Annotated in this window: 7 protein-coding genes; 1 reads left to right on the top strand and 6 read right to left on the bottom strand. The window is 74.7% G+C overall.

Annotated features, from left to right (window positions below):
• Positions 1-11: 11 nt before the first annotated feature.
• From ABZ635_RS05755 to ABZ635_RS05740, 4 genes are read right to left on the bottom strand one after another with little or no spacing between them, the layout of a single operon-like run.
• Positions 12-2,690 (bottom strand): AAA family ATPase, encoded by a 2,679-nt coding sequence (locus ABZ635_RS05755; protein WP_357759465.1) that lies wholly within the window; start codon positions 2,688-2,690, stop codon positions 12-14.
• A gap of 19 nt (positions 2,691-2,709) precedes the next feature.
• Positions 2,710-5,646 carry an AAA family ATPase gene (locus ABZ635_RS05750; protein ID WP_357759463.1) on the bottom strand — a complete coding sequence of 979 codons (2,937 nt, stop codon included), beginning with the start codon at positions 5,644-5,646 and terminating at the stop codon, positions 2,710-2,712.
• A 37-nt stretch (positions 5,647-5,683) separates the two neighbouring features.
• On the bottom strand, positions 5,684-8,662 hold the full coding sequence (locus ABZ635_RS05745; protein WP_357759460.1) for an AAA family ATPase: 2,979 nt from the start codon (positions 8,660-8,662) through the stop codon (positions 5,684-5,686).
• Positions 8,663-8,705: 43 nt separating this feature from the next.
• Positions 8,706-10,274 carry an MFS transporter gene (locus ABZ635_RS05740; RefSeq protein WP_357759458.1) on the bottom strand — a complete coding sequence of 523 codons (1,569 nt, stop codon included), beginning with the start codon at positions 10,272-10,274 and terminating at the stop codon, positions 8,706-8,708.
• A gap of 389 nt (positions 10,275-10,663) precedes the next feature.
• Here ABZ635_RS05740 and panB point away from each other — a divergent pair, with 389 nt between their 5' ends.
• Entirely contained in the window at positions 10,664-11,518 is an 855-nt protein-coding gene (panB, locus tag ABZ635_RS05735; protein WP_357759455.1) for a 3-methyl-2-oxobutanoate hydroxymethyltransferase, read from the top strand.
• Here the strand turns inward: panB and ABZ635_RS05730 are convergent.
• Positions 11,506-12,762 carry an MFS transporter gene (locus ABZ635_RS05730; protein WP_357759453.1) on the bottom strand — a complete coding sequence of 419 codons (1,257 nt, stop codon included), beginning with the start codon at positions 12,760-12,762 and terminating at the stop codon, positions 11,506-11,508. The genes panB and ABZ635_RS05730 overlap by 13 nt on opposite strands.
• A 123-nt stretch (positions 12,763-12,885) precedes the next feature.
• A complete protein-coding gene (locus ABZ635_RS05725) occupies positions 12,886-13,587 on the bottom strand; it encodes a winged helix-turn-helix domain-containing protein (protein ID WP_357759450.1) in 702 nt (233 codons plus the stop codon).
• Positions 13,588-13,611: the final 24 nt, after the last annotated feature.

The following is a 13,611-nucleotide window of genomic DNA, read 5'->3' as shown; positions in this document are numbered from 1 at the left end:
CTCACGCGGTGTCAGACCCGCGGGCGGGACCGCTGAGGGCCCCGAACCGAGGGCGGCGCGCATCTCCTCCACCAGGACGCGGACGGTGTACACGTCGAACTCGGCCAGCCCGGCCTCCGCCCGGCGCAGCAGGTCACGGGCGCGCGCGCGCTGTCGCCGCCGTCGTGCGCGGCCCAGAAGGCCCCGAACAGGCAGTGCCCCCGGTTCAGCCCCAGGGCCCGTTCCGCCAGCGGCAGGGCCCGTTCCCAGTGCTCCAGCGCCCGCTCGGAATCCTCCTCCAGGAAGCCCAGGCTGGCGTGGCGGTTCAGGGCGCCCTCCGGCGAGGTCGGCCAGTCGTCCCGTTCCAGCGCGGAGCGGAGCGCCGCCGCCAGCTCCTCGGCCACCTCCCGGTCCCCTTCTCCGGCCCGGCGGCGCAGCCGCCACACCGCCATCGCCATCATGGACAGCCCGCCGGCGCTGAACCGGACCCGCGAGAGCATGCCGATCTCGCGCTCCCCCTCCAGGACCGTCCGGGCCGCCTCCACCCAGTGCTCCCCCGGCCCGAAGAGCAGGAGCAGGACGCGCGTGTAGTAGGGCGGCATGTACTCCACCCAGGTGGCGGTCTCCCGGGGCAGCAGCCTGGCGAACTCCTCCAGGGCGCGTCGGCTGGTCTCCCAGTCGCCCTCCAGGGCGGCGAGTTGGGCGACCACGCTCTGACGCCGCGCACCGGCCAGATCGCGGCCCACCGCGGACGCGTGCAGTCTCTCCCTCGCCTCGTCCAGCCGCCCCAGGTTCATGAGCGCGCTGACCAGACCGTTGACCAGCCAGCTCCCCTGGCTGCGGGCCAACCCCAGCTCGGCACTGCGGGCCAGGGCCTCCTCCGAGCTGGCCCGCCACTCCTCGTACTCGAACCGGCTGCTGTGGTTGCTGCCGAGGTTGTTCAGTCCGCGCATCTCCACCTGCACGTAGCCGCGTTCCCGCGCGATCCGGACCCCCTCGCGCAGGAGCTCCAGGGCCTCCTCCGACCCCGTGTGGTGGAGCAGGCTGCCCAGGGTGACGAGCGCGTCGGCCTCGCTGGCCCGGTCCCCGCTGGCCCGTGCCTGGTCGATGGCGGCGCGGGCGAACCGCTCCGCTCCGGCGTCGCTGCCCCGCAGCATGAGCACCGCCGCCGTCGTCGCGCTCACCACGGCCCGCTCCGGGTGGTCGTCGGGAACCAGGGCGGCGGCGGCCCTCAGGTCGTCCAGCGCCTCGATCCGCCCCAGCTCCTTGTAGGAGAGCCCGCGCGTGACCAGGAGGCGGGCGACCAGCTCGGGTTCGGCCGCGGGGTCCAGGTCGGCCAGGGCCTCACCGGCGTGTTCGACCGCCCGGCGGTGGTCCCCCGCGACCTGCGCGGCACCGCACACCGTGAGCAGGAGTTCCCCGTGGGTGCGGCCGATCAGCCCGGAGGGGTCGGGCAGCAGCTCCCACAGCTCCAGCACGCGTTCGAGCAGCGCCAGCCGCTCGGGGTGGGCGCTGGCGACCCGCGCGTACCGCGCCGCCTCCCAGGCGGCGGTCAGCGCCCGGGGGTGGTCGTGCGCGGAGTAGGCGTGGTGGGCGAGCTGGACGACGGCCTCGGTCCCGGCCGGTCCCGGCACCCCGGCCTCCAGGGCGGTCGCGTAGCGCCGGTGGGCCCGCACCCTCTGTCCCGGAAGCAGGTCACCCTTGACCGCCTCGGCGAGCAGTGCGTGCCGGAACACGTACCCGGTGTCGGTGGCGCCCAGCACCCGGGCGTCGACCGCCTCGCGCAGCGCCTCGTCGAGGTCGTCCTCACCGACTCCGGAGGCCTCCGCCACCTCGGCGAGCAGTGCGTGGTCGACCCGGTCCCCGGCCACCGAAGCCAGCCCGAGGACCTTACGGGTGATGGCGGTGAGGGGCTCGACACGGCGCATGAGGAGTTCGCGGGGGCCGTCGGGGACCCCGCCGTCGGGCGCCGCGAGGAAGGACTCCACGAACAGGGGGTTGCCGCCGCTGCGCTCCAACAGGAGCTCCAGGGCGTCGGAGTCGGGCACCGACCCGCTGAGCGCGGCGGCCTGCGCGGCGACGGCCTCCCGGTCGAGCGGGGCCAGGTCCAGCCGGGTGACCCGGGGCAGCCGCTCCAGTTCGGGCAGGGCGCGGCGCAGGGGGTGGGCGCGGTGCAGGTCGTCGGAGCGTACCGAGACCACCAGGTGCACCGGGGCGGAGCCGAGGTTGCGCAGGAGAAAGACGAGCAGGTCGCGGGTGGAGGCGTCCGCCCAGTGCAGGTCCTCGACCACCAGGCTGAGGCCGTCCGGTTCCGCGCGCTCCTCCAGGAAGGTCAGCACCGCCTCGAACAACCGGGCCCGGTCGTGGTCGCCGGAGCCCGCACGCCCGGCGGGGTCGGCCACCTGACCGGGCAGGAGGCGGCCGAGCTCGCTCCCGGCGGCCGGGAGCGGGCCGCCCTCCCTGACCAGCTGGCGCAAGAGCGCGGTGAAGGGCGCGAAGGCGATGCCCTCGGCCCCCAGTTCCAGGCAGGCGCCCAGGGCCCGGTGGCGCAGGGGCGTGCGCTCCAGGTACTCCTCCAGGAGCCGTGACTTGCCGATCCCCGCGTCACCGCAGAGCAGGACCGTTCGGGCCCCCTCGGAGCGGGCCCGGGCGGCGTCGGAGAGGAGGTGGTCGACCTGGTGTCGGCGGCCGACGAGCGCTGAGGGGGACATGCGCCCCAGTATGCCCCGGTCAGAGCAGACCGAGTTCCCTGGCCCGCGCCACCGCCGCCGTCCGGTTGGCCACCCCCAGCTTGCCCATCGCGTTGCTCAGGTGCACACTCACCGTCTTCGCCGAGATGAACAACGCCTCCCCCACCTCACGGTTGCTCGCGCCCTTGGCCACCTCCGCCACCACCTCCACCTCACGCCGAGTCAGGCCCGCGGGCGTGGCCGGGGGCGCGGACACGGCCTCCGCCACGGTCCGGCGCAGGTCCTCGACCTCCCGGCGCAGCGCCAGCGCCGTCCCCCGGCCCAGGAGCGACTCCGCGCGCTCCAGCAGCGCCCCGGCCCGGGCGGGGTCGTCCAGGTCGAAGGCCACCTGCACGGCGGTGATCAGCGACCGCAGGCGGAGCCCCCGGTCACCCGCGCGTTCACAGACGCGCGCCGCCTCGGTCAGGTGCGCCAGCGCCTCGGCGGGGTCCTCGGCCAGGTACCCCTCGGTCAGTCGTCGGCCCAGCGCCTCCAGCGGGGAGACCCGGCCGCGATCGTGTTCCAGGGCCGTCCTCAACCGGGCGGAGAGCAGGTCGGCCCACCGCCGCGCCTCGGGGCCGCCCGCGCGGCGCAGCCGGAACACCAGGTTGCCCACGGCCGAGAGCCCGTTGAAGGGGAACCGTCCGGGGTCCAGCATCCCGATGTCGTCGTGCGCGCGTTCCACCACCCGGGCGGCCTCGACCAGCTCCCCCCGGAAGAGCAGCAGGGCGAACCGCGTGTAGTAGTGGTTGAGGTAGTCGACCGGTGAGGCGGTCTCCCGGGGCAGGAACCGGGTGAACTCCTCCAGGGCCTCCTCCGCGCGCTCCCAGCGCCCCTGGATGACGTGGTGCTGGGCGACCAGGCTCAGCCGGTAGGCCTGCTGGCGGGACTCCCCGTGGGGGAGCCGGTCCAGGAGCTCCTCGGCCTCGTCCAGGCGTCCCAGGGCGCAGAGCAGGGCGGCCGCCATCGCGCCGCAGCCCACCCCCTGACTGCGCGACACCCCGAGTTCGGCGCAGCGTTCCCGGCCCCGCTGGGCCGCCCGGAGCGCCTCCTCCAGCCGCAGCTCGTTGTCGAGGTGGGCGGCCAGGTTGCGCCAGGCCCGCACCTCGAGGCGCACCAGGCCCGACCGCTGGGCGAGGTCGATCGCCCGGCGCAGCATGGCCAGGACCGCCTCCCCCTCGACGTCCCCGTCCGCCGTCCCGCGTGAGCGACTCCGGGCGGGCCGCCATCCGATGGGGTCGTCCACCACCCCGCTGACCTCGCCGAGCAGGTTGGCCAGGGTCATCAGGGCGTCCGCCTCGCTGGCCCGGTCACCGGTGCGCCGGGCCGAGACCAGCGCCACCCGCGCCGCGTGTTCGGCCTCGTCGAACCGGCCCAGCCGCATGAGGACGGTCGCGCTGGTGGCGTCCAGGGCGGGGCGCCGGGGGTGGTCGTGGTCCAGGTACCGGGAGGCCGCGCGGAGGTCGTCCAGCGCGTCGGCGCGCCCCTCGTCGTTGCGAATCCTCCCCCGCACCATGAGCAACTCCCCGACCAGATCGGGGTGCGTGTCCGGATCGGTGACGCGCAGCCCGGCGGTGGCGTGCGCGACGGCGCGGCGCAGACTCCCCGAGACGTGCGCGGACTGGCTGGCGCGGCGCAGGAGCTCCCCGTGCGTCAGCCCGAGGATCTCCTCGGCGTCGGGGACCAGCTCCCACAGCTCCAGCACGCGTTCGAGCAGGGCCAGGAGTTCGGGGTGGGCCGCGGTGGCCTCGGCGTGTTCGGCCGCGGCCCGGGCGGCGGTGAGCGCCCGGGGGTGGTCGTGGACGGCGTGGGCGTGCCGCGCGAGTTGGGCCGCGGCCTCGCCGGAGACCGCGCCGGACCCGGTCCGGGCGAGGACGTCGACGTAGGCGCGGTGCGCCCGGACGCGTTCCCCGGGCAGCAGGTCCGCGTAGACCGCCTCGGCCAGGAGCGCGTGCCGGAAGGCGTACCCGGTGCCGGTCGCGCGGAGCACCCGGGCGTCGACGGCGGGGCGCAGGGCGCGGTCGAGGTCGGCGCCGCCGATCCCCGTACCGGAGGCGACGGCGGCGAGCAGGTCGTGTTCCACACGCACCCCCGCGGCGGAGGCCAGTCCCAGGACGGTGCGGGTGGCCTCGGGCAGGGCCTCGACCGCACGCAGCAGGAGTTCGCGGGGACCGTCCGGCAGGGCCGTGCCCAGGGGTCCCGGGTCGGCGAGCAGTGATTCCACGAACAGGGGGTTGCCGCCGCTGCGCGCGTGCAGCAGGTCCGGGTCGGTGCCGGAGTCGAGACGGCCCAGCGCGGCGGCCTGGGCGGCGACCTCGTCCCGGGTGAGCGGCGCGAGGTCGAGCCGCCCCACCCCCGGCAGGCGTTCGATCTCGGGGAGCAGGCGCCGCAGCGGGTGTGTGCGGTGCAAATCGTCGGCGCGTACGGACACCACCAGGTGGAGGGGGACGGAGCCGAGGTTGCGCAGGAGGAAGACGAGCAGGTCGCGGGTGGAGGCGTCCGCCCAGTGCAGGTCCTCGACCACCAGGCTGAGGCCGTCCGGTTCCGCGCGCCCCTCCAGGAAGGTCAGCACCGCCTCGAACAACCGGGCCCGGCTGTCCTCGGTGGCCTCGGGGGCCGGGCCCAGGCCCGGGACCAGCCGGGCCAGCTCGCCGCCGGCCGCGCGCCGGGCCCCGGTGTCGCGGACCAGATGGCGCAGCACGGCCGCGAAGGGGGCGAAGGCGACCCCCTCGGTCCCCATCTCCAGGCAGCCCCCGACCGCGCCCAGGCCCAGCGGGGCGCGCTCCAGGTACTCCGCGATGAGCCGGGTCTTGCCGATCCCGGCGTCGCCCACCACCAGGGTGGTGCGCGCGGCGCCTTCCCGAGCCCGGGCCGCCTCGGACAGGAGGCGGTCCAGGTGCGGTCGGCGGCCGACGAAGGCGGAGAGGGAGGGGGACATACGCCCAGTATGCCCCGGCGCAGGGCAGTGGTCCGGGTCAGCACAGACCCAGTTCGCGCCCCCGCGCCACGGCGGCGGTGCGGTTGCGCACCCCGAGTTTGGCCATGAGGTTGGTGACGTGCACGCTCACCGTCTTCGCCGAGATGAACAGCGCCCTCCCCACCTCACCGTTGCTCGACCCCCGGGCCACCTCGGCGAGCACCTCCAGCTCGCGCGGGGTGAGCGGCGACGAGGGCCCGGCGTCCGGGGTCGGGCACCTCTGCGCCCCCACGGGGAGCGCGGCCGGTTCCGTGGCGGGGCCCGCCGCTCCGGGCGCGTCGGGATCGGGCAGGCCGTGCCGGACCCGCAGCGCGCGGGTCCGCCGCTCGAACAGGGTGATGCCGTGCCGGACCGCCTGACGGTGGACGGCGGCCGTGTGTTCGGCGGCGCGGTCGCGGCGCCCCGCCCGCAGGGCCGCCTCCGCCGCGCCCAGCCGGTACTCGCCTGCGACGACGACGTGACCGGTGGGCGCGACCGCCTCCACGGCCGCCTCGAACAGGGCCAGGGACTCCTCCGGGTCCTCGGCGCGGCAGGCCTCGGCCGCCCACCGCGCCGGGTTGGTCTCGGTGCCTTCCGGGTCCCTGGGCAGCCTCCGCTGGAGTGCGCCGATCTCCTCGGCCAGCCGCCGCTCCTCCTCGCCCGGTTCCCGGGCCAGCCGGGCGGCGACCGACGCGTGCCCGACCACGGTGGACCGGTACAGGCCGTGGGCGATGGGCGAGGGCGAGCGGTCCGACACGGCCCTGACGAGCAGGTCCCGGGTGAGCCGTCCGGCGTCCAGGAGGCGGCCCTCGTGCACGGCCAGCTGCTGGAGCACCACGTACACCGGCAGGTACTCCACCGGCGAGCTCACGTGCTCGGGCAGTACCCGGCGGAACTCGTCGACGGTGGCTCGGAGCGCCTGCGGGCGCCAGCGGTACAGCTCCAGGTGCATGCGCAGGGTGAGGGCCCGCGCCCACGTCACACCGTCCTCCGTGATCCCGGCCAACAGCTCCTCGCTCTCGGAGAGCCGCCCCTGGTAGAACCGGGTGACCGCCAGCCCGCACGCGAACGCCCCGCCCTGGGTGCGGGTCAGCCCGAACGCCCGGCAGCGCCGCATCCCCTCCTGGGAGACCCGGGCGCTCTCCTCCAGCCGGTCGAGGTTCTTGAGGTGACCGCTGAGGTTGATCAGCCCGCGGATCTCGGTCGGGACGTCCCCGACCTCCCGGGCCAGGGCGATGCCCTCGGCGAACAGTTCCAGGCCCTCCTCGACGTCGAGCGGTCCGCTGAGGCTGCCCAGGGTGATGAGCGCGTCCGCCTCGCTTCTACGGTCGCCGCGCTCACGCGCGTTGCCCAGGACCCGGCGGGACATCCGGGCCGCCTCGTCGTGGTGCCCGCGCATCATCAGGGTGGCGGCCAGGGTCGAGCCCACCGCCGTCTCTTCGGGGTGGTCGTGGGCGAGCAGCACGAGGGCGTCGGCCAGGTCCTCCATGGCGCCGTCGCGGCCCATCTCCTTGAGCGCACGCCCTCGGGCGTGCCGCAGCCGGGAGACGCGTTCGTGGCTCTCCCTGCGCGCCCCCAGGGGGTCGTGGAACCCCGTGACCCCCAGCTCGTCCAGCCCCTCGGTGGCGTAGCCGACGGCGCGACGCGGTGAACCGGCGACCAGGGACACCCGGGAGGCCCGGACCAGGACCTGGTCCCTGGGGAGTCCCACCCGCTCGGCGGCGTCGGGCACCTGGTCCCACAGTTCCAGCACTCTTTCGAGCAGGGCCAGGTGTTCGGGGTAGGCGTCCACGGCGGCGGCGTGCTCGGCCGCCTCCCAGGCGGCTGCCAGGGCCAGGGGCTGGTCGTGCGCGCAGTGCGCGTGGTGGGCGAGCTGGAGGGCGCGCTCGCTCTCGGGCATGCGCTCCACCCCCTCCTGGAGCGCCTCCGCGTAGCGGCGGTGGGCGCGCACGCGTTCGCCCGGCATGAGATCGGCCAGCAGCGCCTCGGCGAGCAGCGCGTGCCGGAACGCGTAGCCGTCCGCCGTCAGGCGCAGGACCTGGGCGTCGACGGCCGGGCGCAGGGCCGTGTCGAGCTCCTCCTCGCCGGTCCCGGCGCGGTGGGCCACGCTGGCCAGGAGCGTGTGCCGGACCCGGGTACCGGCGGCGGCCGCCAGGCCCAGGACGCGGCGGGTGGGTTCGGGCAGGGGGTCGACCGAGGAGAGCAGCAGGTCCCGGGGACCGTCGGGCAGGGGAGCCCCGGCGGGGTCCTGCCCGGCCGCGAGGAACGACTCCACGAAGAGCGGATTGCCGCCGCTGCGCTCGTACAACAGGTCGAGGTCGGCGGAGTCGAGGGGCCGGCCGCGCAGGGCGGCGGCCTGGGCCCCGACCTCGTCGCGGGAGAGCGGTTCCAGGTCCAGGCGGCCCACCCCGGGCTGACGTTCGAGTTCGGGGAGCAGGCCACGCAGCGGGTGTGTGCGGTGCAGGTCGTCGGTGCGGACGCTGACGAGCAGGTGGACGGGGGCGGAGCCGAGGTTGCGCAGCAGGAAGACGAGCAGGTCGCGGGTGGAGGCGTCCGCCCAGTGCAGGTCCTCGATCACCAGGGTGAGCCCGGCGGGGGCGGCACGCCCCTCCAGGAAGGTGAGGACCGCCTCGAACAGGCGGGCGCGGCCCTCGCCCGCCATCCCGGCCGCTCCCCCGAGCTCGGGCAGCAGCCGTACGAGGTCGCCGGTGGGGTCGGCGGCGGGCCCGCCCGAGCGGACGAGATCGCGCAGCAGGGCGGTGAAGGGGGCGAAGGGCAGGCCCTCCGCCCCCAGCTCCAGACAGCCGCCCACGGCGGCGGGGGCGTCGGGAACCCGTCGCAGGTGCTCGGTGAGCAGACGGGACTTGCCGACCCCGGCGCCGCCGCAGACCAGGACGGTGCGGGCTCCCTCGGAGACGCTGCGGCGGGCCTCCCGGGCGAGGAGGGACAGGTGGTGGTCGCGACCGACGAAGACGGGAGAGGGCTCGTGGACCTGCATATCGCCCAGTATGGCCGCTGACGCGTCAGCCGTGCCCAAAGGCCTAGGAGGTGCGCGCCTCCCGGTCGTCCTCCTCGTGGCTGGGAGGGTCCCCGGGCATCCATACCCACACCACGACCAGGCCGAGCAGTCCGAAGCACAACGAGACCAGAGCGGCCAGGTGCAGACCCGCCACGAAGGCCTCCTTGGCCGGGGCGACCAGCGCCTCGCCCGCCGGACCCAGTCGCTGGACCAGCGTCATGGTCGCCTCGATGGACTCGGCGGCCGTCTGCACGTCCTTCGGGCTCACGTCGTGGGACCGTTCCGCCACCGCGTTCAGGTCGCCCTCCATGTCCGCCCGGTAGCGGATCGAGATGACCGCTCCCAGGACCGCCACCCCCATGGCGGTGGCGATCTGGCGCGCGGTGTTCTGCACCGCCGAGCCCGCTCCGGCCTTCCCCGGCGGCACGGACGACATGATCGCGTTGGTGGCGGGGGTGAGGACCACGGCCATCGCGGAGGTCTGGAGGAAGAAGAACGTGATGATCATGTACAGCGGAGTGTCCACCCGGATCTGGGTGTAGAAGGCGAAACTGCAGCACACGGTCGCCACCCCCGCCAGGGCGAGGGCCCGGGGCCCCACCAGCCGGACCAGGGTGGGGCTGAGCGGGGCGAAGATCATCTGCCCCAGAGCGGCGGGCAGCACCAGCAGGCCCGCGACGAACGGCGGGAACTCGCGCACGCTCTGCCAGTAGAAGCTGAGGAAGAAGATGATCCCCGCCATGCTGAAGAACAGCACCATGATCGTGGCGACGGACACGCTGAATCGCGGGTCGCGGAAGAACCGCACGTCCAGCGAGGGGTCGGTGGTGCGCGACTCGTGGAAGACGAACAGCGCCAGGATCGCGACGCCCAGCAGAAGCGCGCCGTACACGTCCCAGTCCGACAGCGAGGCCCGCTGCCCCGCCGTGATGATCCCGTACACGACCAGGACCAGGCCCGGGATGGACAGCAGCACGCCCAGCACGTCCGGCCGACCCGCGTCCTCGTTCCTCGACTCCGGGATGAGCACGAACATCAGCGCCAGCCCGAGGAGTACGAAGGGCACGTTGACCAGGAAGATCGAACCCCACCAGAAGTTCTCCAACAGGAGACCGCCCGCCGACGGCCCGATCGCCATCGCCAGGCCCACCGCTCCCGCCCAGAGCCCGATCGCGCGCGCCCGCTCCTCCGGCGGGAACACGTTGGTGATCACCGACAGGGTCTGCGGCATGACCATGGCGGCACCGAACCCCATGGCCGCGCGCGCGGCGACGAGCTGCTCCGGGTTCTGCGAGTAGGCGGTCAGCGCTGACGCGGCACCGAACACCGTCAACCCGGCCACCAACATCCGCCGCCTCCCCCACCGGTCTCCGAGCACACCGGAGGTGAACAGCAGGCCGGCGAAGACCAGTGTGTAGGCGTTGATCGCCCACGCCAGCTGGGCCTGGCTGGCGCCCACCCCCCGCTGCGGGTCGGAGAGGGTCTTGAGGGCGACGTTCAGGATCGTGTTGTCGGCCACGATCACCAGCAGGCAGATGATGAGGACCGCCAGCCCGCCCCACCTGCGCCGATACGCTGTCTGCTGGTCCACGAACACCCTCTTCCGCCGCTCCGCCCGGTGACGCGGTCATGCTAACCACCCGTGGCCGGAGCCGCCGGGCGAACCGCAGCGGACCGGCCGAACGGGTACGGAAAACGGGGGCCGGAAACAGTCCACTCCCGGGGGAGGACGCCGCGGCCGTCCCGTGCGATGATGCTTGCGTGCGCCCCGCGCCACCGCTCCCACCGCACCGGCCCCGCCGGGTGGACAGGGACACGGCGGGCGGGGACGGGACGGGGAACATCCCGCCCCGGCACACCGTTCCCTCCGAGGAGCCTCTCCCTTCGGGGAACCGCGCGCGAGCGCACGACACCAGTTTTCGTCCACAGGTCCGGGGACACCCCCAGCGGGTGCTTCGAGACAACGGAGGAAGAACCACCATGAGCACCACAGCCCAGACCCCCTCCGCCGGCAGCGCCCTGTACGGCGGGGTCACCAACCGGCGTGTCACCATCCGCGACCTGGCCCTGGCCAAGCGGCGCGGCGAGCGGTGGCCCATGCTGACCGCCTACGACGCCCTCACCTCCCGCATCTTCGACGAGGCGGGCATCCCCGTCCTGCTCGTCGGCGACTCCGCCGCCAACGTCGTCTACGGCTACGACTCGACCGTCCCGGTGACGGTGGACGAGCTGATCCCGCTCACCGCCGCCGTCACCCGCTCCACCAAGCGTGCGCTGGTCGTGGCCGACCTGCCCTTCGGCTCCTACCAGGGCTCCCCCCAGCAGGCGCTGGAGGCGGCCTCCCGGTTCATGAAGGAGGGCAACGCCCAGGCGGTGAAGCTGGAGGGCGGCCACGCCGTCGCACCCCAGGTGGAGCTGCTCACCTCGGCGGGCGTCCCGGTCATGGGGCACGTCGGCCTCACCCCTCAGTCCGTCAACACTCTGGGCGGTTACCGGGTGCAGGGCCGGGGCGAGGCCGCCGCGAGCCTGCTCAAGGACGCCAAGGAGCTGGAGCGCGCGGGCGCGTTCTCGGTGGTGCTGGAGGCCGTACCGGCCGACCTGGCCGCCGAGGTGACCGAGCAGCTGGAGATCCCGACCATCGGGATCGGCGCCGGACCGTCCACCGACGCCCAGGTGCTCGTGTGGCAGGACATGGCCGGGCTGAGCCCCCGGGTGGCGAAGTTCGTCAAGACCTACGCCAACCTGGCCGAGACGCTACGCGAGGCCGCCACCGACTACGCGTCCGAGGTCGTCGGCGGGAGCTTCCCCGCCGAGGAGCACACCTACGCCAGCTGATCCGGTGACGGGGCGGTCTCCGGTCGCGCCGGAGGCCGCTCCATCCCCCGCGCCGCCCGCCCGAAGGCGGGTAGGCACACCGCCGCCAGGTAGAGGACCGCCCCGCCGACCAGCACGGGGGCCACCCCGTACAGGCCGATCAGCACTCCGATGCCCGGGGCCGCCACCGGGGCACCGACCCGGGTGAGCGCCCCGACCATGGACGTGCCCCGGCCGACCAGGCGCGCGGGCAGGCGCTCGAAGATCACGGCGGACAGGATCGGGTTGATCAGCCCGCCGCCGACCCCGGAGACCGCCCACACCGCCACGACCGCCCAGAGCGGGACGTCCAGGGCCAGGACGAGGAAGCGGGGCGGACCGCCCAGCACCATCGCGGCGAGGAAGACGGCGCGGCGGGGCAGGCGGTGGCCGACCGCCACCGCCAGCAGGGACCCCAGGACCGACGCTCCGCCCAGGGCCCCCGCCACCAGCCCCACCGCCTGCGGACCCCAGCCTCCCTCGGACGCCCACACCGGCAGGGCCAGGCTCATGACCGCCACGTCCACGACGTTGGTCACCATGATCATCACGACCAGGGTGCGCAGCGGCAGGTCGCCCCAGACCACCCGCCAGCCCGCGTGCAACCGGGTCAGGTAGCCGTCGCCCTCCTCGGGGTCCGCACCGCTCCTCCCCCGCTCCTCCACGTCACGGGGCAGGAGGAGGAGCGTCACGAGGGCGGCCAGCACCATGAGCGCCGCGTTCACGTACAGGGCCGTGAGCGCGCCCAGGGCGGCCACCACCGCGCCGGCCGCGACCGGACCCACCGTCATGGAGAGCCGGTCGACCGTCCCGGTGAGCCCGGTGACGCGTTCCAGCCGCACGCCGGAGGCGGCCGCCACGAACGGTGACAGCGAGACCTTGGCCGCCTCCGAAGGGCCGGTGGCCAGCCCGATCACGGTGACCAGGAGCAGCAGGACCGGGAAGGGCAGCAGCCCGGCGGAGAAGAGAAGGGGCACCACCGCGAGCGCGGCGGCGGCCAGCAGGTCCACCCTGACGCTGACCGACCGCTGTCCCACCCGGTCGAGGAGCGGGCCGACGAACAGCCGGGCCAGGGTGTAGGCGCCCAGCTCGAAGAGGGTGACCAGGCCCATGTGGGCGGGGCTTCCGGTGGTCTCCAGCACGAACCACGGCAGGGCGATCATGGCCAGCCTCGTTCCCGTGTAGGCGAACGTCTCGGAGGCGACGAGCGCGGCGACCGGTCTCACGGGGACTCCTCGGGGAGGGGATGCGGGGATGCGGGGCGCTACGGGGTCGGTGGGGGAAGGGGACCCGGCGCGGGCGGGATCAGGGGGCCGGGGTCACGGACCGCACTCCTGGAGCCGGACCCGTCACAGGGCCCGTGAGGCGCCGGAGGGCGGCGCCTCGTCCGAGGTCGTGGCGACGTCCTCGGGTACGGCCTCGTCCGAGGCCGGGTCCGGGTCGGCTCCGGGAAAGGCGGCCAACTGGACGCGGACCGTGCGCTCCCCCGCCTCACCCGTTCCGCCCTCGGCCGTGTGCCGGTCGAGCACCTCGACCAGCTCCGCGCGCAGGCGTTCCATCTGTCCGAGGGTCAGGCGCAGCGTGCGGTCCGACATGAGCTGGGCCTCGCGCCACCCCTCGGGCTGGGCCGACCACTCGTTGACCGCCGCGCGCAGGCGTTCGGTCCACCCCGCGGCGATGGCGTGCCGCAGCGCGGTGGTGAGTTCGGGGGCCTCCGTGTCCAGGCGCTCCGGGAGGCGGAAGCCGCTGTGGTCCGCGCGCCACCAGCGCTCGCGACTGGTACCCAGCGCCGGGTCCTCGCTGATGAACCCGTAGGCCTCCAGCTGGCGCAGGTGGTAACTGGCCGAGGCCGAGGAGACGCCCAGCCTCTCGGCGACGGCCTTGCCGGTGGCGGGGGACTTCTGGAGCAGCTGGTAGACGCGCATGCGCAGGGGGTGGGCCAGGCCCCGCAGGGAGCGGGCGTCCAGGACGGCGGCGTTCTCGAAGGGGTCCGGAACGCCCCCGCCGTGGGATCGGGGGGTGTCGTCGTGTTCGTCCGCGTTGGGGTTCATACCCGCACCCTAGAGGCCCAACAT

It is taken from the genome of Nocardiopsis sp. NPDC007018, assembly GCF_040635075.1.
Taxonomy (GTDB): Bacteria; Actinomycetota; Actinomycetes; order Streptosporangiales; family Streptosporangiaceae; genus Nocardiopsis.
This window is presented reverse-complemented; position numbering and strand designations above follow the sequence as displayed.

Bases quoted from the DNA above. Each gene is read 5' to 3' on its own strand.
- ABZ635_RS05755 (WP_357759465.1), bottom strand. From the start codon at position 2,690: ATGTCCCCCTCAGCGCTCGTCGGCCGCCGACACCAGGTCGACCACCTC.
- ABZ635_RS05745 (WP_357759460.1), bottom strand. From the start codon at position 8,662: ATGCAGGTCCACGAGCCCTCTCCCGTCTTCGTCGGTCGCGACCACCAC.
- panB (WP_357759455.1), top strand. From the start codon at position 10,664: ATGAGCACCACAGCCCAGACCCCCTCCGCCGGCAGCGCCCTGTACGGC.
- ABZ635_RS05725 (WP_357759450.1), bottom strand. From the start codon at position 13,587: ATGAACCCCAACGCGGACGAACACGACGACACCCCCCGATCCCACGGC.
- ABZ635_RS05750 (WP_357759463.1), bottom strand. From the start codon at position 5,646: ATGTCCCCCTCCCTCTCCGCCTTCGTCGGCCGCCGACCGCACCTGGAC.